Here is a 15,947-nt window from a genome sequence, read left to right as displayed (position 1 = left end):
GACGTGGGCCCGTCCGTTCACCCGGGACGGCTTGTCCCGGCCTCCTCCGGCCCGGCATGATCGACCTCGCCCTCCTCCTACCCCTCGGAGCTCCACCGCCATGACCTTCGCCGAAACCCAGCGCTCGCGCAGCGGGGAACGCAGGATAAGCCCGGTCTTCTGGGCCCTGCTCGCGATCCTCGGCACCTCGGGCTGGGCCGTCTGGTCGGGCTACGGCAACGCGGGCGTCGGGGTGTTCCTCTTCGTGGTGGCGGGCTGGGTGGTCTCGCTCTGCCTGCACGAGTACGCGCACGCGCGGACCGCGATGCACGGCGGTGACATCACCATCGGGGCGAAGGGCTACCTCACCCTCAACCCGTTCAAGTACACCAACGCGGTCTTCAGCTTCGTACTGCCGATGATCTTCGTCATCCTCGGTGGCATCGGCCTGCCCGGCGGGGCGGTCTACATCGAGCGCCACCGCATCCGGGGCAGGCTCAAGCACAGCCTGATCTCGGCCGCCGGCCCGCTGGTGAACGTCCTCTGCGCGGTGCTCCTGCTGATCCCGGTCGGTGCGGGCTGGCTGGACGACCCCGCCGTGCACGCGAGCTACGAGGGCCACGACCTGAACGTCTCCCCGCTCGCCGCGGCCCTCGGCTTCCTGGCCTTCCTCCAGCTCAGCGCGGCCCTGCTGAACCTGCTGCCGGTCCCGGGGCTGGACGGCTACGGGATCGTCGAGCCGTGGCTGTCGCCGAAGACCCGCCGGGCGGTCGAGCCGTTCGCTCCGTACGGGCTGCTGGCGGTCTTCGTGGTGCTCTGGCAGTCCGAGGTCAACCAGTGGTTCTTCGACCTGGTCTACCGGACCATGGACCTGTTCGGTGTGGACGGCGCCTACGCCGCGCTGGGCCGGTACCTGTTCAGCTTCTGGCAGCACTGACCCGGCGGGTCCGGCGGCACCGGCCCGAGCGGCCCGGGGCTCAGGCCCCGGTGGCCGCCCCGGCCTTCTGCTGGCGCGCACGGCGCAGGTAGAACCAGGCGATGTTGCTGGAGACGCCCGCCATCAGCACCCACACCACGCCCAGCCAGTTGCCCTGGACGAACGAGACCACGGCCGCGGCGACCGCCAGCACGAAGACGATCGAGGCGAAGAGGGCGTTGCGTGGCATGGCGCGGGACTCCTTACGGATCGGTATGACCGTTCCATTCTCACCGAAGGGCCCCCGACGCCGTCGCAGGGGCCCTCCGGGCACGGTCACACGTCGGTGATGCGCAGGCCCGCATGGGCCTTGTAACGGCGGTTGACCGAGATCAGGTTGGCCACCAGCGACTCCACCTGGTGGGCGTTGCGCAGCCGGCCCGCGAAGATGCCGCGCATGCCGGGGATCCGCTCGGCCAGCGCCTGAACGGCGTCGGTCGCCTGGCGGTCGTCGCCGAGCACCATCACATCGGTGTCGATCCGCTCGATCGCGGGATCCTGCAGCAGCACCGCCGAGAGGTGGTGGAAGGCCGCGGTGACCCGGGAGTCGGGCAGCAGGGCGGCGGCCTGCTGGGCGGCGCTGCCCTCCTCGGGCCGGATCGCGTAGGCGCCCTGCTTGTCGAAGCCCAGCGGGTTGACGCAGTCCACCACGAGCTTGCCCGCGAGCTCCTCGCGCAGGGCGGAGAGGGTGGCGGCGTGGCCGTCCCACGGCACGGCGACGATCACGATGTCGCTCTCCCGGGCCGCGGCCGCGTTCTCCGCGCCCCGGACGCCGAGGCCGATTCCGGCCGCCGCCGCCTCGGCCCGCTCCGCGGTACGGGAGCCGATCACCACCTGCTGTCCGGCCTTGGCCAGGCGGTAGGCCAGACCGCGGCCCTGGTCGCCGGTGCCGCCCAGGACACCGATCACCAGCTGGGAGACATCGGGGAGCCCTCGGGTCGGCTCCGTCACTGAATCGTGGGTACTCATGCCGGAGATCCTGCCAAAACCCGGCCGGGTACTCCATCCTCTCCCTCCGTGACTCCTCCTCCCCGCAGGGAAGCTTCTCACTCGGCTCCGTGGAGCCTCATGACGGCCAAGCCCTGACCGCTGCCCGAGGACAGGTCACGGATTGCACTCCGGCGCTCCGCGCCGTAGTTCAGAAGGATGCGTTTCCCTCCCGGCCTGAAGGCCGGGATTCCCACGCAAGGAGAGAGATGGACGCGGTGAGAGTTTCAGCACTGGCCCGATCGCTCGCCGGCACCGGATGGCCGGAGACCACCCGGGCCTTCGGCGGCGCGCTGCGCCACTCCGTCAGCCGGCGCGGCGCCACCGGGCTGCTGCTGGTCGGCACCGAGCGGTACGAGCCCTGGCACCTGGCCGCCCATCTGGACATCGAGGCCGACCGCTCCGGTGTCGGCGAACTGGCCCCCACCCTGCTGCGGCACCGCGTCCCGGACCGCTCACCGGCCCATCTCGCCCACCGCGTCGACCTGTTGACGGAGGTCCGGCGCGGCGCCACGGTGCTGGTGGTCGCCCCGGACGCCGCCGAGGCGCCGCTGCTGGAGCGCGTCCACGACGCCCGGCGCTGTGGCGCCACCGTCCTCGCCCTCGACACCGGCGACCGCGACCTCGCCTCCCTCGCCCATGAACGCCTCGCCGTCCCCGAAGCCGCCGAGGAGCCCTTCGACCTCGTCCAGCACCTCGTCAGCACCGCTGCCGGCCTCCGCCCCCGCTTCGCCTTCCTCGCCCGGCTGGCCGCCTCCCCGCTCGCCCACTGGTGAACGGCCGTACCGCGTCTCAGAGCTCTTCGAGCTCAGCGGCGCGGCGCAGGTCCTTGGGCCGGCCGACGGCGCGGCGCATGGCGATCAGGTCCTCTCGGCACAGGTAGCGGACGGTGAGGCCGTCGGAGGCGGTGACAGTGAGCGCGCGGTCGAGGAAGCCGGCGACGGGGATGCCGCCCCAGGGGAGGGCCGGGGTGCAGCAGTCGCCGCTCGCAGTGGGCGAGGTGAACTGGACCTTCGGGCGGGCGAAGGAATGCGGGCACAGCGGCAGCGGAGCGCCGTCGTCGTCGTACAGGCCGCCACCGACGGCCGCGAAGGCGGCGGTGAGGGCGGGCGCCTGGCCCGGGTCGCCGTCCCAGAGGAGATCGAGGTCGCCGGTCAGTTCGGTGGAGCCGTGCAGGATCCCCGCCACCTGCCCGATCACCACCGCCCGCGCGCCGCAGGTGTGCAGCGCGCGCAGCAGCGGGAACGGGTCGAAGCCGATGGCGTCGTCGGTGGCGACGGTGCCGAGTTCGGCATCGGCCTCGTCATGGCTCAGGCCGGTGGCCGCCCGGCCGCCGGTGAGTTCGCGGGTGCGCCGTACCCCGCGGTGCAGGCGGTCCAGCGGGTGCTCGGGGATGCGGGAGTCATCGGTCACCCGGCCATCCAACTACCGCGCCGGGGACGGGCGCAGCCGGAATCGGTGCGGGGATCCGGATACCCCCTAATTCGGTTGCTCCCGAACGCCGTCGCAGCCCAGGATGACGGGACCATGACTTCCGACGAACCGTCCCGTCGGCCGGGCCGACTGCGGTCCGCGCTGCGCGGGATCCGCCCCGACATGTCCCCCTGGCGTTCTTCACGGGACTTCCGGCTGCTGTGGACCTCGGGCTCCGTCACCGCCTTCGGCAGCTTCCTGACCTATGTCGCCGTACCACTGCAGCTCAAGGACCTGACCGGTTCCTCCTTCGCGGTCGGCCTGGTGGGAGCGGTGGAGCTGGTCCCGCTGATCGTCTTCGGGCTGTGGGGCGGTGCGCTCGCGGACGCGCTGGACCGGCGGAGGCTGGTGCTGCTGTCGGAGGCGGGGCTCGGCCTGCTCTCCGGGCTGCTGCTGCTCAACGCGCTGCTGCCGCGGCCATTGCTGTGGCCGGTGTACCTGGTGGCCGCGCTGGTCGCGGCCCTCGGCGGTCTGCAGCGGCCGGCCCTCGACGCGCTCACCCCGAGGATCGTCGCACACGACCGGCTCCCCGCCGCGTACGCGCTCAACTCGCTGTCCCGCAACGCCGCTTCGGTGGCCGGCCCGGCGCTGGCCGGCGTCGTGGTGGCGACGGCGGGCGTGCAGACGGCGTACGCACTGGACGTCGCCACCTTCGGGGGCTCACTGTTGCTGCTCACCCGGATGCGGGCCGTCCCGCCGTCCACCGGCGCCGAGAAGCCCTCGCTGCGGACGATCGCCACCGGTGTGAAGTACGCCTGGAGCCGGCCCGACCTGCTGGGCACCTATGCGATAGACCTCTGCGCGATGCTCTTCGCCTACCCGGTGGCGGTATTCCCGTTCCTGGCCGGCGAGTTGCACGCCCAGTGGGCGCTCGGCCTGATGTACGGCGCCTCGGCGGCCGGGGCGCTGGCCGTCGGCGCCACCAGCGGCTGGACCTCGCGTGTCCACCGGCACGGCCGGATGCTGGTGCTCGCCGCGCTCGGCTGGGGTGCGGCGATGGTGCTGGCGGGGCTGGCGGGTGAGATCTGGCTGGTCCTGCTGGGTCTGGCGCTGGCCGGCGGCGCCGACCAGATCAGCGGCATCGCCCGCTCGGTGATCTGGAGCCAGTCCGTTCCGGACGAGCTGCGCGGGCGGCTGGCCGGGGTGGAGCTGCTCAGCTACTCGGTCGGCCCGCAGCTGGGGCAGGTCCGGGTGGGCGGGACGGCCGCGGTGATCGGCGTACGCGGCTCGGTCTGGGCCGGCGGGCTGGCCTGCGTGGCCGGCGTGCTCGGACTCGCCGCCGCCCTGCCGAAGCTGCTGGCGTACGACTCGAGGGCCGACCCGCACGCGGCGGCCGTCCGGGCGGCCCGGCGGCAGGCCGAGGCGGCGACGGTCTGAGCGGGCCCCGCTCGGCACTCGGGTACGGCGTCAGGAGCGCGACAGCCGCGCTCGGCTTCACCGCGGGCCGGCCGTGCGCCCCCGCGCGCCCCGGGAGAGCGAGCCTTACGGCCCTCGCGCGGCCGTCCCGCTACTCGTCGCTCGGCTGGTCGTCGCGCCAGCGGGGATCGGTCCGCCACTCGCGGTTGCGCTCGGCGGCGATCTCCAGAGCTTGGGTGGCCTCCTCACGGGTGGCGTACGGCCCCAGCCGGTCCTTGGCGGGGCACTCGGGGCCTTCCTCGACCTTGGCGTGCTTGATGCAGTAGAACCACTCCCCCGGCTTGCCGGTGGGCTTACGGCCGAATCCCAACGCCATGATCGGTCTCCCGTCGCTCGTTCGCTTCGGTACGGATCATTCCCGGTGCCCGGCTCGGACACACAGCCGGGGCGGGGCGGGGCCCGGCGGATAGACTCGCGGCCATGGTTCTCGTACCCGGCATCCAGTCCCCCACCCGCAAGGTCCCGGCGCACATCGCGCGCCCCGAGTACGTGGGCAAGCCCGCGCCGACGCCCTACACCGGGCCCGAGGTGCAGACCGCCGAGACGATCGAGAAGATGCGGATCGCCGGCCGGATCGCCGCGCAGGCGATGGCGGAGGCCGCGAAGCTGATCGCGCCCGGCGTCACCACCGACGCGCTCGACGCCGTCGCCCACGAGTACATGTGCGACCACGGCGCGTACCCGTCGGACCTCGGCTACCGGGGGTTCCCCAAATCGATCTGCACCTCGATCAACGAGGTGATCTGCCACGGCATCCCGGACTCGACGGTCCTTCAGGACGGCGACATCGTCAACATCGACGTGACCGCCTACATCCACGGGGTGCACGGCGACCTGAACGCCACCTTCCTGTGCGGCGACGTGGACGAGGAATCCGAGCTGCTGGTCGAGCGGACCCGGGAGTCGCTCAACCGGGCGATCAAGGCGGTCAAGCCCGGCCGGCAGATCAACGTGATCGGGCGGGTCATCGAGTCCTACGCCAAGCGCTTCGACTACGGCGTGGTGCGGGACTTCACCGGACACGGCATCAACACGTCGTTCCACTCCGGCCTGATCGTCCCGCACTACGACAGCGAGCGGGCCACCGAGGTGATCAAGCCCGGGATGACCTTCACCATCGAGCCGATGCTCACCCTGGGCACCTACGACTACGAGGTCTGGGAGGACGGCTGGACGGTCGTCACCAAGGACCGCAAGCGCACCGCCCAGTTCGAGCACACCCTGGTGGTCACGGCCGACGGCGCGGAGATCCTCACCCTGCCGTAACGGCCCCATGACCGCGACGCCCGACGAGCCGCCCGACGGCCCGTCAGGCGTCGCCGTCCATGCGCCGGTGGCCCCAGGACGGTCGTCGCGGCCGCTCCCGGCTCCGGCTGTCGGCCGAAGCAGCGGCAGGGACCGCTAACCGATCAGCCACTGCTCCTCGGCGACCGCGCCCACTTCGGTGCAGGCGTCGGTGAGCACGTCCAGCACCCGCAGCGCGTCCGGCAGCGGCTGCTCGGGGCCTCGGGAGTCCAGCCAGCGGACCTCGGAGCCGTCCGGGAGCGCGGCGGGCGGCACCAGGGTGTACGAGCCGCGGCAGTGCCACCGCAGGCCCGGGTGCTCGGACACGGTGTCCGGCGTGCTGTCCAGCGCGCTCGGCCACCACTCGTCCTCGTCCTGCGGAGTGCCGCGGGTGGCCGTGAAGAACAGGTAGCGGTCCTCGCCGACGGCCGCGACCGGGCCGCCGACGCCCAGCGCGTCGAGGCGCTCCAGCGCGAGCCTGCCGGCCTCGGCCGGGACGTCCAGGACATCGTGCGCGCGGCCCGTGGCGGTGATGAAGTTCGCCTGCGGGTCGCGGGAGAGCCAGCGGGTCAGCTGCTCGGTGTCGGTGGTCGCCTGGGACTGCCAGGCGAAGGAGACCGGGTGCTGGGCGGGGGCCGGACAGCCGATCCGGTCACAGGAACATCGATAACCGGCCGGATGGGCGGCCGGAGCCACCGGGAAGCCCGCTCTGACGGCCTGGAGCAGCTGATCGAGTCTCACCGCCGGGTCCGCGCCGCCGGCCGCACGCCCCTCCTGCCGCTCGCGCCTGCGCCACCAGGTCGTCCACCTGCCGCTGGCTTCCATCGGACCCCTTCCGCACCCTGCCGTGACCAGCCGCGCCTGGTGCGACGCGGCGACCGACGCGACAACCGACGCAACGCCCGGGCTCGCCTGTTGCTTCCCGGACGGTGCTCGATCAGGCACGTCCGCCATGGGCCGGAGCCGGGGTTGCCGGTCGGCCAACGCCTGGGTCACGGTACGGAGTACGAGAGTTGGGCTCGACGGGAAGGCACACCGACACGCGCCCGACCCGGCCCGTACGGGGCCCGCAGACCCGGGCGGTTCCCGGGGGCGTACAGAGCAGGATAAGGGTGCCGGACGGGTCCGAATGACCGGGGGCGGTGCTGCGTGCGTCACTGCGACCGTCACCGTGGCCCTGCTGCTCCGTTTCTCCAACGTCACCACTTCTCCACAGCCGCCACACTTTCCGCCCCCGCCCCCCGGGCGAGGGGCCCGGCCAGGGCCGCGCCGGCTCGCTTAGGCTGGGGTGGTGAGAAGTGCCGACACCGAATTCGTAGGCGGACCCCTGGACGGCAGGGTGTTGCCGATCGGCCTGACCCTGCTGGGCAGCGTGCCCAAGATCTACCGAGTACCCGTCCCCGCCCATGGCGACGCACCGGCCACCACCCTGGTCTACCGGCGGGCCGAGCTGCGCTCCGAGAAGCGGCGCCGCTACTGGCGGTACGAGTACGACCCGTCCGCCTCGGCCTGACTCCACCGGGGGCTCCCGAGCGGGTGTCCGGGGCGCGCGGCCCCGCGCCCGCCAGGCCCGGCCGATCCCGTCCGGCGCGGATCCGGCCGCCGTCGGCCCTCCTCGGCGAGGGCCGGGCCGCGCTCAGTCCTCCTCGGCGAGGATGAGGTACAGCTTCTTCTTCGCCTCGGTCAGCACGGCGAGCCCCTTGGCGCGCTGCTCCTCCGAGCCGGTGGTCATCACCTGCCGCACGGCGTGGTCCACCGCGGCCAGCGCCTGGCCGACTTCCTGGACCGCCTCCCAGTCGACACCGCGCCCGGCCTCGTCCCAGGGGGACTCCTGACCGGCCTCGGCCTCCGCCCGGCCGGCCTCGGTGAGCTCGAACAGGCGCTTTCCGGAGACCTCCTGAGCCTGGATCAGCCCTTCCTCCTCCAGCAGCTGGAGGGTCGGGTAGACCGATCCCGGACTCGGCCGCCAGGCCCCGCCCGTCCGCTCGCCGATCTCGGTGATCATCTCGTAGCCGTGCATCGGCCTCTCCCTGAGCAGCGCCAGCAGCGAGGCGCGCACGTCACCGCGCCGCGCCCGGCCGCCCCGGCGGCCGTGGCCGCCGCGCCCCCGTCCGCCCACGCCGGGGCCGAACGGCCCGCCGAGGCCGGGCCCCCACGGGCCGGGCCGGCCGCCAGGCCCACCGAAGGCACCGAAGGCGTGCCGCCCCTCGAAGCCCTCACCCGAGAACTCCCCACGCTCCGAGCGCCGACGCCCTCCCCGGAACGATCCCCTTGTGCGCATGGCGCGCACCACCTTTCGCCACTCTCGCTCGACACTTCTCTTCCGAAGCATCTCGATACCTCGACGATATATCGCTAACTATCGCTCGTCAACGGTTCCGCCGTCGGCGCCACTTGACCTGTGACAGCGAAGGTGGACGGCATGCCACTGAAGTTGGACCGATGCCTGGTCGTGCCATCCAAGATGGATCACTGCATGGTTTGGGACAGCGAAGTTGGACTGATGCTGTGACTTGAGTGGGGCGGCATGACCGGTTGGCTCAGTCGATCCAGGAGCTGTCCGGCCGATCATTGGTCGGTGCGAGTTGTCCGCGCGGTCCCATAACCTGCGCCCATGACAACCGAGGAGTACCTCTCGACAATTGACGCGCTGGCCGTGCAGCCGTTCCCGGAGGTGACCTATGTCAACGCCTCCGGGGGAGGTGGACCAGAGCATCATGTGCGCGAACTGCAGGTCAGCCGGGACTTCTGGGAGGACGACGACGGACAGGCCTGGGCTGAGGCCGAAGCCGACCTGCAGGCCTGCCTCGACGACCTGGCAGCACGCCTGACGACTCGGTGGGGCAACGCGTTCGTCGTGGATCTCGGACCGTATCTCAGTGCTGGCTGCGAGGGAGAGCCGGTGCCCGAGCCGCTCGACTACCTCAGCCAACAGGCCGTGAGCATGCAGGTGTGGCCGCTTCCCGACAGCGGTCGTTGGCTCGCGCTGGCGATCGGCCAGGCCGACAAGGAACTGCCACTCATCCTGTTTGCCGCGGTCGGCCAGGCTTCCGCACTCGACTGAACACGAGTGGCCGGTCATGAACGGAAGCCACTCTGCTTCCCGGTGGTCAGGTCGAGGCGCCGCTGTAGTGGTTCCGGTTCAGGGTTTGGCGTGCCTGGCGGGACAGCGGCCGAGGTGGGAGATGTGATCTGATCATGCAGCCGTGGCCGTCGGCGTCTTGGCCTCACGGACCCCGCGCAGGGCGCCGGACCAGGCGATCACCTGGTCGAGCATGCCGCCCACGGCGGTGTCGAGGCCCTCCTGGGGGACGAAGGTGCCGGTGTGGAACGAGGAGTGTGTCGAGATGGTGGGCTGGGCCCGGACCGTGGCCACCTGGAGTTCGGCGAGGACGAGCCGCAGCGCCTCGGCGGCCCGGGCCCCGGCGACCCAGCCGCCGTAGCTGATGATCCCGGCGGCCTTGTCGTTCCACTCCCGGTAGACGTAGTCCAGGGCGTTCTTCAGGGCTCCGGGGTAGGACCGGTTGTACTCGGGGACGAGGAATACGTAGCCGTCGAAGCTGTCGATGAGTGCGCCCCAGGTGCGGGTGTGGTCGTGCTGGTACTGCTGGAGGTTCGGGTTGCCGGGCTCGTCGAGGTTGCCGAGGTTGTGGTCGGCGAGGTCGATGAGGTCGTAGTCGGCGCCGCCGTGGGCACGGGCGGCCTCCAGCGCCCAGGCGGCGATCTGGTCGCCGCGGCGTCCGGGGCGGGTGCTTCCGAGGATGAGTGCGATGCGGAGTGTCATGGTCTTCCCCTCAGGAGAGTTGATGCGTCAACTCTAGATCGGGAAGAGTTGAAGTGACAACTCTGCTGGTCGCGGTATCCTCGGCGACATGACGGAGACTCGATCGCTGGAACCCGAGGAGTGGGAGTTCTGGGACACCTGGATGCGCGCACAGCGCCTGCTCACCAGGGAGCTGGAGCGTGGTCTGCAGCGCGACAGCGGAATCTCGAAAGCCGAGTTCAGTGTGCTGGTGACGCTGTGGAGGGGTACCGGCCCCGAGATGCGCGTCGGCGAACTCTCCGAGTCCCTCGACTGGGACAAGAGCCGCGTCTCACACCAGCTGACACGCATGGAAAAACGGGGCTTCGTAAAGCGCACCCAGTACGGGGCCGATGGCCGCCGCGCGGGGATCGGGCTGACCGCCGAGGGACGCCGCGCCGCCCAGAGCGCCATCCTCGTGCATGCCGACAACATCCGCCGCCACTTCTTCGACTCACTCACTCCCGAGCAGGCGGCGGTCATCGGCGCGTGGAGCGAGCAAGTAGTCGACCGCATCGAGCCGCGCTGCGGCGAGACCGCCGGCGACGGCGCGTCCTAGGTGGCTGGTGTTAAGCGGGTCTCGTGTGGGCTCGCGCTGGGTCTTCGAAGTCCAGCTCAAAGCCCGTAAGTGCATCCTGATCCAGCGCACGGGCTGGCTCTCCCACCGCGTCCCCCGCCTGACGACAGCCCTACCGGTCCAACTTCGCTGTCGCAAACTAGCGTCGGTCCAACTTCACTTGCAAGTGATCCATCTTCGCTGTCACAGACCACCACTGGTGAAGTCGGCCCGGGGGGCGCGGTTCCGGTCTTTCGACCGGTCCGTTTCCCCGGAGCCGCTTCCTGAACCGGGCATACGACTTGGCACCGCACCCGGCTCTCCACAAGCCCCGAAGGGATCCCGCGGCGATAGTTCTCATCCCGTGCTCGGCCAGGGAGTGGGGATTGTTCCCCGGTAGCGGTAGCGCGTGGTGCCTACCGAGATCGGGTTGAACAGTTCCCTGTTCTCGCTGGCCCACCAGGATCCGTGACCGCCGTAGTGGCGACGGATCTGTTTCCAGGCCGTCTTGGGGTGTTTCCGTTTCACCCATCGCCAGACCGTGTGCCACATGTAGTGGTGCAGGCAGGAGAAGGTTGCGAAGGAAACCCCGGTCCCACCGCGCCGGTGTGACGCCCCGGCGGCCTAGGCTGAACGCATGACTGATGCGGCGGGGCGGGTCGAGCCGTCCGGGGTGTGGGCCACAGCCGTGGGCGTGGCCCGGGTGAGGGCGATGGAGACGGCACGCGAGCAGCCGCTGTTCCGGGACCCGCTGGCGCTGGCCTTCGCCACGGCCGGCGGGAGAGGCCCCGGGGCGCCGCCGCCCCCGCGCGCGGACGAGGCGGCGCGGCGCCGCTGGCTCGGTGTGGCCTTCTCGATCGTCATCCGGACGAAGTTCCTGGACGACCTGCTGGACCGGGCAGTCGCGTCCGGCGTCCGGCAGGTCGTGCTGCTCGGAGCCGGGATGGACAGCAGGGCCTTCCGGATGGACTGGCCTGCGGGGACCCGGCTGTTCGAGGTCGACACGGCCGAACCGCTGGGCTTCAAGGCCTCGGTGCTGCGTCAGGAACGGGCCGTTCCGCGCTGCGAGCGGATAACCGTCCCGGTCGACCTACGCGAGGACTGGCCCGGCGCCCTGGCCGCGGCCGGGCACGATCCGGCGCAGCCGACGGTGTGGATCGCCGAGGGATTGCTGATCTATCTGCCCGAGGACGCGGTGCAGTCGCTGCTCGAACGGGTCGGCGCGCTGTCCGCTGCAGGCAGCAGGCTGGGCCTGACACTGGCCTCGCGCGGTGTGGTCGAACGCTTCCGCGGGGACGCCGCTCCGGGATCGGCAGCGACGATGTGGGTCTCGGAGATGCCGGAGGACCCGGTCGGCTGGCTGGACGGCCTCGGCTGGGAGGCGGAGATCTTCACCCTGCGTGAGCGCGCCGAGGCCTACGGCCGTCCGGTGCTCACCCCGCCGCAGCAGGACGAGGGCACCGGCGGACTGGTCTCGGCGGTGCGCGCGGCGCACTGAGCACGACGAAGGCCGGCCCCGCGTGTGGCGGGGGCCGGCCTTCGACTATCCGTCCCTGCCGCCGTTTCATGAGGGCGTTTCAGCCGTCCAGCCGAAACAACTCATGGAACATGGAACCCGCAGCATGACCGGCGACCGTCGCCGTGTTTCACGAGCGAACACCTTTGAAACAACCTCAGTGTCCGCGTTGTCGTCTCTTCGAGTCGGCGGACGTCCTCGCACCGCCTACGACACCGGTTCGTACCTGTGACGTACTGGCCGCTGGCGTGCGAGGCCGTCACCCCAGGACGCAGGGAACTCCGGCGCTCCGCGTCTCCGGGCCAAGGATCGCATTCCCGCCCGGTCTGAAGGCCGGGATTCCCTGCGAGGATCAAGGGATGGAACTTCGCCAACTGAGGTACTTCGCCGCCGTGGCGGAGGAGCTGCACTTCGGCCGCGCCGCCGAGCGGCTGATGATCGTCCAGTCTGCCGTCAGCCAACAGGTCCGGCGGCTTGAACGGGAGTTGGGGGTGGAACTGTTCGACCGATCGCCCCGGCGGGTGCGGCTGACCGAGGCCGGCGCCGCGTTCCTGCCCGCCGCCCGCGAGGTGTTGGCGGCGGAGCGGCGCGCGCTGGAAGCGGTCGACGGGTTCACCGCCGCACGCGCCCCGGTACTGCGGATAGGCACCAGTGCGGGGATGGGCGCGCGACTGGAGCGGGTACTGGAGGCACTGGAGCGACAAGCGCCCGGCACCCGGGTCGAATTGGTGTCGGTGCCACGGGGCGACCGGCTGCGGCGGGTCGCCGACCGGGAGCTGGACGCGGCCTTCCTGCGCGGGGAGATGGAGGCACCCGAGGGCGTGCGGCAGATCCCGGTCTGGCAGGACGAGTTGCTGGTGGTGCTGTCCTCTCGCCATCCACTGGCCGATGCGGCCGGTGTCGATCTCGCCCGGCTCGCCGAGATGCCGCTCTACCTGACGGCTCGCCAGAACAATCCGCCGCTGGTCGACCTCGTCGTCGGCGCCTGCCGGGACGCCGGCTTCGAGCCCGTGCCGGGGCCCCCGCACAGCTCCCTCCAGGACACCCTGGCGGCGCTGGGTGCGGGCTCCCCGGGCTGGACCGTGCTGTACGCGGCGCACGCGGACCAGTTGCTCGGCGGCCGGGTCGCCTTCCTGCCGGCACGTTCGCCGGACGGCGCGGGCGGCCCGGCGAGCAACCTGTCGCTCCCCACCGCGCTGGCGGTGCACGGCGCCGCCGCACCGGAACGACTGCGCCCGCTGCTGGCGGCCTGCCGCGAGGCCGGGCGCGACGACCACGGGGCCTGACGGCAGGACCTTCACCGCGAGACCTATACCGCAGGGCCTTCACCGCAGGGCCTGATCGCAACGCACGATCGCGATTCGCGATCACGATTCGCGATCGTCACGAGCTCTGATTGCCGCTGGGTCGCGAGCGCCCGCCGGAGTGAACTGGATGTCGGCAGCCCCACCGCCTCCGCGGCCCGGGAGCCGCCGCGATCCGATCCACACGCGCGAACGATCCAGGAGCAGACCATGCCCGTCGTCACCATCCAGCAGGGCCCCCGCAGCGTCGAGCTCAAGCGGGAGCTGGTTGCCCGCATCACCGACGCCTTCGTCGACGCGTACAAGATCCCGGCGGACACCGTCCAGGTGTGGATCCAGGAGGTCTCGCCGGAGAGCTGGGGCAGCGCCGGCAAGCTCACCGCCGACAAGTAGCCTTAACCGTCATCGAGTTGAGCGCCCCGGGGGGGGGGGGGGGGGGGGGGGGGGGGGGGGGGGGGGGAGGCGGGGGGGGGGGGGGGGGGGGGGGGGGGGGGGGGGGGGGGGGGGGGGGGGGGGTGTGGGGGGAGGAGGGGGGAGGAGGGAGAAAGCCAAAACAAAACAGGGAGGCTGCGCGGGGGCGGGGGGGGGGCGGGGGGGGGGGGGGGGGGGCCCCCCCCCCCCCCCCCACGCCGTCCTCCTCGGGGACCTTCCCGGCTCTCCGCGCGGCCGCGGTTCACGGCTGGCGGAGCTCGCGCCGGACCTGGGCGAGTGCGCCGGTGGCGGCCAGGGCGAGGACGAGGACGGCGAGCCAGGCCGTCCAGTTGCCCGGCGCCGCCAGTGTCGCCAGTGCGCCGGCGCCGTCGGCGAGCGCGGGGTTGAGCACCCGCGCCTGCCAGAACAGCCACGCGAGCGGAGCGATTCCGGCGAAGGTGAACGCGACTCGGGCGATGGCGATGGCGGGGCTACCGCGGCGCAGGCGCAGGACGACGACGTCGAGCAGGACGGAGAGGGCGAGCACTCCGGCGAAGTAGGGGATCCAGAAGTCCCAGAGCGCCGGGTTGACGATCGGCACATGCGCGCCCGAGGGGGTGGTGACCGGTGAGATCACCCGCTGCGCGATCAGGGCCGCGATCAGGGCCGCGGCCCTGATCACCCCGGTGACCAGATCGCGGACTTGGGCCGGGCGCGGCTGGTCGGCGGCGGGCAGTTGGTCCGGGGTCCACGGGCCGGCCGCCGGGGCGGCCTCGGGACGGGCGCCGCGCACCCGATCGGCGATCACGAACGGGACGGTCACGCAGACGGCGAGGTACACGGCCACGGTCACGGTGCTGCCGATCGGGCGCAGCAGTGCGACCCAGGCGTTCTCCCCGTGGGCGCGGGCGACGAGGACGAGCACGATGTAGACGACCGGAAGCACGCCCCGGCAGGCGCCCCGCAGCGCGTGGACGTAGCCGGGGTAGGTGTCGGGGCCGATCAGCGCGAGGGTGGAGTGGGAATAGCCGGCGGCCAGCCGCTCGGGGGAGCCGAGTTCGGTGAGCACGGCGTACTCGGCGTCGGCCGGTGCCTCACCGCGCTGGATGCGGGCCTCGACGTCGTCGGCGATCGCGGCGCGCAGCTCGCGCTCGATCTCGCCCTGCTGCTTGTCGGGCACGCGCCGCACGGTGGCGGCGATGTACCGGTCCGTTAATCCGGTGGTCACAGGTCCTGTCCTTTCGAGGTGGGGGCCGAGCCGGTGGCCGACGAGGGGTCGAGGCGGGTGAACGCGGTGTCGATCAGGCGCCACTCGCGCAGCAGCGCCTCGGCGAGGCGGACACCGTCAGGGCTGGTCCGGTAGACCTTGCGCGGGCGTGCCTGGCTGGTGTCCCACTCGCTGGTCAGCAATCCCTGGCTCTCCAGCCGGCGCAGCAGCGGATAGAGCGTGTTGCCCGCGACCGGCATGCCCGCACGCTCAAGCTCGTCCAGCAGGCCGTAGCCGTAGCCCGGCGCCTGCAGCGCGAGCAGGCTCGCGAGCACCACGGAGCCGCGGCGCAGCTCCTGTCGATGGGCGTCGAGGAGTTCGAATTCGTCCACACACAGCACCATAGTGTGTGGCACACATTATGGTCCAGCGACATCAGTGTGCGGCCCGCAAACGCGGGCCGCGCTCCGCGCCCCGACCGCCGCGTCCTCCCGGCGACCGCCGCGGGTACGGGCTACGGTGGCGGCCATGGCCGGTGAACGAGATCTCCAGAAGCTGCTGAGCGGAATGCGCCCGACCCTCAACCCGGGCCGGTACGTCTACTGCACCCTCCCCGCCCGCGTCCCGGCCGGGTTGCGGCCGGTGGTCACGGTCGCGGAGCCGGAGGGGCCGACCGTGGTGGTGGCACAGGAGGAGGCCGACGCCCTCGGCCTGCGGTACGAGTACGTGGCCGCCTGGATCACGCTGCGCATCCACTCCGCGCTGGAGGCCGTCGGACTGACTGCCGCCGTCGCCGGTCGCCTCGCCGAACACGGCATCAGCTGCAACGTGGTGGCCGGCTTCCACCACGACCACCTGTTCGTCTCGGCCGACGACGCCGACCGCGCGGTCGCGGTCCTGGAGGAACTGTCCACCTCCGCCTGACCTCCGGGCACCCCGGGGCGGGGTGCCCCGACCACGCCCCCGAATCCTGCCGTACACGTCCGCTTCAGCTTCTGCGCCCGGCTGCCGGGGTACCACAGAGATGGCCCTGCTC

Annotated in this window: 20 protein-coding genes and 1 pseudogene; 11 read left to right on the top strand and 10 right to left on the bottom strand. The window is 71.9% G+C overall.

Annotated elements, in window-relative coordinates; all coding sequences use genetic code 11:
* Positions 1 to 100 precede the first annotated feature (100 nt).
* On the top strand, positions 101 to 916 hold the full coding sequence (locus tag ACZ5ON_RS00585; RefSeq protein ID WP_465582819.1) for a site-2 protease family protein: 816 nt from the start codon (positions 101 to 103) through the stop codon (positions 914 to 916).
* A 40-nt stretch (positions 917 to 956) separates the two neighbouring features.
* On the opposite strand, the gene ACZ5ON_RS00580 is transcribed toward ACZ5ON_RS00585, so the two are convergent.
* Complete coding sequence (locus tag ACZ5ON_RS00580) at positions 957 to 1,145, bottom strand: hypothetical protein (protein WP_344634207.1); 189 nt, start codon at positions 1,143 to 1,145, stop codon at positions 957 to 959.
* Between the two features lie 86 nt (positions 1,146 to 1,231).
* Positions 1,232 to 1,924, bottom strand: coding sequence for an NADPH-dependent F420 reductase (npdG, locus tag ACZ5ON_RS00575; RefSeq protein ID WP_465582813.1), 693 nt, complete (start codon positions 1,922 to 1,924; stop codon positions 1,232 to 1,234).
* Between the two features lie 227 nt (positions 1,925 to 2,151).
* On the opposite strand from npdG, the gene ACZ5ON_RS00570 reads away from it, so the two are divergent.
* Entirely contained in the window at positions 2,152 to 2,718 is a 567-nt protein-coding gene (locus tag ACZ5ON_RS00570; protein WP_465582808.1) for a hypothetical protein, read from the top strand.
* A 16-nt stretch (positions 2,719 to 2,734) separates the two neighbouring features.
* Here ACZ5ON_RS00570 and ACZ5ON_RS00565 read toward each other — a convergent pair whose 3' ends face one another.
* A complete protein-coding gene (locus ACZ5ON_RS00565; RefSeq protein ID WP_465582804.1) occupies positions 2,735 to 3,355 on the bottom strand; it encodes a hypothetical protein in 621 nt (206 codons plus the stop codon).
* A gap of 114 nt (positions 3,356 to 3,469) precedes the next feature.
* Here ACZ5ON_RS00565 and ACZ5ON_RS00560 point away from each other — a divergent pair, with 114 nt between their 5' ends.
* Positions 3,470 to 4,792, top strand: coding sequence for an MFS transporter (locus ACZ5ON_RS00560; protein WP_465582797.1), 1,323 nt, complete (start codon positions 3,470 to 3,472; stop codon positions 4,790 to 4,792).
* 130 nt (positions 4,793 to 4,922) lie between these two features.
* Here ACZ5ON_RS00560 and ACZ5ON_RS00555 read toward each other — a convergent pair whose 3' ends face one another.
* Positions 4,923 to 5,147 (bottom strand): hypothetical protein, encoded by a 225-nt coding sequence (locus ACZ5ON_RS00555; RefSeq protein ID WP_465582793.1) that lies wholly within the window; start codon positions 5,145 to 5,147, stop codon positions 4,923 to 4,925.
* A gap of 104 nt (positions 5,148 to 5,251) precedes the next feature.
* Between ACZ5ON_RS00555 and map the strand changes: the two genes are divergently transcribed.
* Complete coding sequence (gene map, locus ACZ5ON_RS00550) at positions 5,252 to 6,097, top strand: type I methionyl aminopeptidase (RefSeq protein ID WP_465582790.1); 846 nt, start codon at positions 5,252 to 5,254, stop codon at positions 6,095 to 6,097.
* Between the two features lie 135 nt (positions 6,098 to 6,232).
* Here map and ACZ5ON_RS00545 read toward each other — a convergent pair whose 3' ends face one another.
* Positions 6,233 to 6,940, bottom strand: a complete 708-nt coding sequence (locus tag ACZ5ON_RS00545) for a bifunctional DNA primase/polymerase (protein ID WP_465582784.1) — start codon at positions 6,938 to 6,940, stop codon at positions 6,233 to 6,235.
* A gap of 466 nt (positions 6,941 to 7,406) precedes the next feature.
* Between ACZ5ON_RS00545 and ACZ5ON_RS00540 the strand changes: the two genes are divergently transcribed.
* Entirely contained in the window at positions 7,407 to 7,628 is a 222-nt protein-coding gene (locus ACZ5ON_RS00540) for a hypothetical protein (RefSeq protein WP_344634214.1), read from the top strand.
* Positions 7,629 to 7,751: 123 nt separating this feature from the next.
* On the opposite strand, the gene ACZ5ON_RS00535 is transcribed toward ACZ5ON_RS00540, so the two are convergent.
* The gene (locus tag ACZ5ON_RS00535) at positions 7,752 to 8,396 is read right to left on the bottom strand and encodes a PadR family transcriptional regulator (RefSeq protein ID WP_465582778.1); all 645 of its coding nucleotides are present in this window, start codon (positions 8,394 to 8,396) and stop codon (positions 7,752 to 7,754) included.
* A gap of 333 nt (positions 8,397 to 8,729) precedes the next feature.
* Here ACZ5ON_RS00535 and ACZ5ON_RS00530 point away from each other — a divergent pair, with 333 nt between their 5' ends.
* A complete protein-coding gene (locus tag ACZ5ON_RS00530) occupies positions 8,730 to 9,179 on the top strand; it encodes a hypothetical protein (RefSeq protein ID WP_465582492.1) in 450 nt (149 codons plus the stop codon).
* Between the two features lie 132 nt (positions 9,180 to 9,311).
* On the opposite strand, the gene ACZ5ON_RS00525 is transcribed toward ACZ5ON_RS00530, so the two are convergent.
* The gene (locus tag ACZ5ON_RS00525; RefSeq protein ID WP_465582489.1) at positions 9,312 to 9,899 is read right to left on the bottom strand and encodes an NADPH-dependent FMN reductase; all 588 of its coding nucleotides are present in this window, start codon (positions 9,897 to 9,899) and stop codon (positions 9,312 to 9,314) included.
* Between the two features lie 88 nt (positions 9,900 to 9,987).
* On the opposite strand from ACZ5ON_RS00525, the gene ACZ5ON_RS00520 reads away from it, so the two are divergent.
* Entirely contained in the window at positions 9,988 to 10,476 is a 489-nt protein-coding gene (locus ACZ5ON_RS00520) for a MarR family winged helix-turn-helix transcriptional regulator (RefSeq protein ID WP_465582486.1), read from the top strand.
* 354 nt (positions 10,477 to 10,830) lie between these two features.
* Here the strand turns inward: ACZ5ON_RS00520 and ACZ5ON_RS00515 are convergent.
* Positions 10,831 to 11,055, bottom strand: a pseudogene (locus ACZ5ON_RS00515) (hypothetical protein); the annotation flags it as partial.
* Between the two features lie 55 nt (positions 11,056 to 11,110).
* Between ACZ5ON_RS00515 and ACZ5ON_RS00510 the strand changes: the two are divergent.
* From ACZ5ON_RS00510 to dmpI, 3 genes are all read left to right on the top strand, one after another.
* A complete protein-coding gene (locus tag ACZ5ON_RS00510; RefSeq protein WP_465582483.1) occupies positions 11,111 to 11,971 on the top strand; it encodes a class I SAM-dependent methyltransferase in 861 nt (286 codons plus the stop codon).
* 377 nt (positions 11,972 to 12,348) lie between these two features.
* Positions 12,349 to 13,275: a LysR family transcriptional regulator gene (locus tag ACZ5ON_RS00505; protein ID WP_465582480.1), complete on the top strand. Its 927-nt coding sequence runs from the start codon at positions 12,349 to 12,351 to the stop codon at positions 13,273 to 13,275.
* 228 nt (positions 13,276 to 13,503) lie between these two features.
* Positions 13,504 to 13,686, top strand: coding sequence for a 4-oxalocrotonate tautomerase DmpI (gene dmpI / locus ACZ5ON_RS00500; RefSeq protein WP_465582477.1), 183 nt, complete (start codon positions 13,504 to 13,506; stop codon positions 13,684 to 13,686).
* A 280-nt stretch (positions 13,687 to 13,966) separates the two neighbouring features.
* On the opposite strand, the gene ACZ5ON_RS00495 is transcribed toward dmpI, so the two are convergent.
* On the bottom strand, positions 13,967 to 14,932 hold the full coding sequence (locus ACZ5ON_RS00495) for a permease prefix domain 1-containing protein (RefSeq protein ID WP_465582474.1): 966 nt from the start codon (positions 14,930 to 14,932) through the stop codon (positions 13,967 to 13,969).
* Positions 14,929 to 15,303, bottom strand: a complete 375-nt coding sequence (locus ACZ5ON_RS00490; protein ID WP_465582471.1) for a PadR family transcriptional regulator — start codon at positions 15,301 to 15,303, stop codon at positions 14,929 to 14,931. The genes ACZ5ON_RS00495 and ACZ5ON_RS00490 overlap by 4 nt, the downstream gene beginning before the upstream one ends.
* Before the next feature lie 136 nt (positions 15,304 to 15,439).
* Here ACZ5ON_RS00490 and ACZ5ON_RS00485 point away from each other — a divergent pair, with 136 nt between their 5' ends.
* Positions 15,440 to 15,835 carry an ACT domain-containing protein gene (locus ACZ5ON_RS00485; RefSeq protein ID WP_465582468.1) on the top strand — a complete coding sequence of 132 codons (396 nt, stop codon included), beginning with the start codon at positions 15,440 to 15,442 and terminating at the stop codon, positions 15,833 to 15,835.
* Positions 15,836 to 15,947 lie beyond the last annotated feature (112 nt).

The organism is Kitasatospora sp. NPDC032150 (genome assembly GCF_055579945.1).
This window is presented reverse-complemented; position numbering and strand designations above follow the sequence as displayed.

Coding starts and splice junctions, on each gene's coding strand:
- ACZ5ON_RS00545 (WP_465582784.1), bottom strand. CDS start 6,940: ATGGAAGCCAGCGGCAGGTGGACGACCTGGTGGCGCAGGCGCGAGCGG.
- ACZ5ON_RS00485 (WP_465582468.1), top strand. CDS start 15,440: ATGGCCGGTGAACGAGATCTCCAGAAGCTGCTGAGCGGAATGCGCCCG.
- ACZ5ON_RS00510 (WP_465582483.1), top strand. CDS start 11,111: ATGACTGATGCGGCGGGGCGGGTCGAGCCGTCCGGGGTGTGGGCCACA.
- ACZ5ON_RS00580 (WP_344634207.1), bottom strand. CDS start 1,145: ATGCCACGCAACGCCCTCTTCGCCTCGATCGTCTTCGTGCTGGCGGTC.
- ACZ5ON_RS00520 (WP_465582486.1), top strand. CDS start 9,988: ATGACGGAGACTCGATCGCTGGAACCCGAGGAGTGGGAGTTCTGGGAC.
- ACZ5ON_RS00535 (WP_465582778.1), bottom strand. CDS start 8,396: ATGCGCACAAGGGGATCGTTCCGGGGAGGGCGTCGGCGCTCGGAGCGT.
- dmpI (WP_465582477.1), top strand. CDS start 13,504: ATGCCCGTCGTCACCATCCAGCAGGGCCCCCGCAGCGTCGAGCTCAAG.
- ACZ5ON_RS00585 (WP_465582819.1), top strand. CDS start 101: ATGACCTTCGCCGAAACCCAGCGCTCGCGCAGCGGGGAACGCAGGATA.
- ACZ5ON_RS00505 (WP_465582480.1), top strand. CDS start 12,349: ATGGAACTTCGCCAACTGAGGTACTTCGCCGCCGTGGCGGAGGAGCTG.
- ACZ5ON_RS00555 (WP_465582793.1), bottom strand. CDS start 5,147: ATGGCGTTGGGATTCGGCCGTAAGCCCACCGGCAAGCCGGGGGAGTGG.
- npdG (WP_465582813.1), bottom strand. CDS start 1,924: ATGAGTACCCACGATTCAGTGACGGAGCCGACCCGAGGGCTCCCCGAT.
- ACZ5ON_RS00530 (WP_465582492.1), top strand. CDS start 8,730: ATGACAACCGAGGAGTACCTCTCGACAATTGACGCGCTGGCCGTGCAG.
- ACZ5ON_RS00560 (WP_465582797.1), top strand. CDS start 3,470: ATGACTTCCGACGAACCGTCCCGTCGGCCGGGCCGACTGCGGTCCGCG.
- ACZ5ON_RS00525 (WP_465582489.1), bottom strand. CDS start 9,899: ATGACACTCCGCATCGCACTCATCCTCGGAAGCACCCGCCCCGGACGC.
- ACZ5ON_RS00570 (WP_465582808.1), top strand. CDS start 2,152: ATGGACGCGGTGAGAGTTTCAGCACTGGCCCGATCGCTCGCCGGCACC.
- map (WP_465582790.1), top strand. CDS start 5,252: ATGGTTCTCGTACCCGGCATCCAGTCCCCCACCCGCAAGGTCCCGGCG.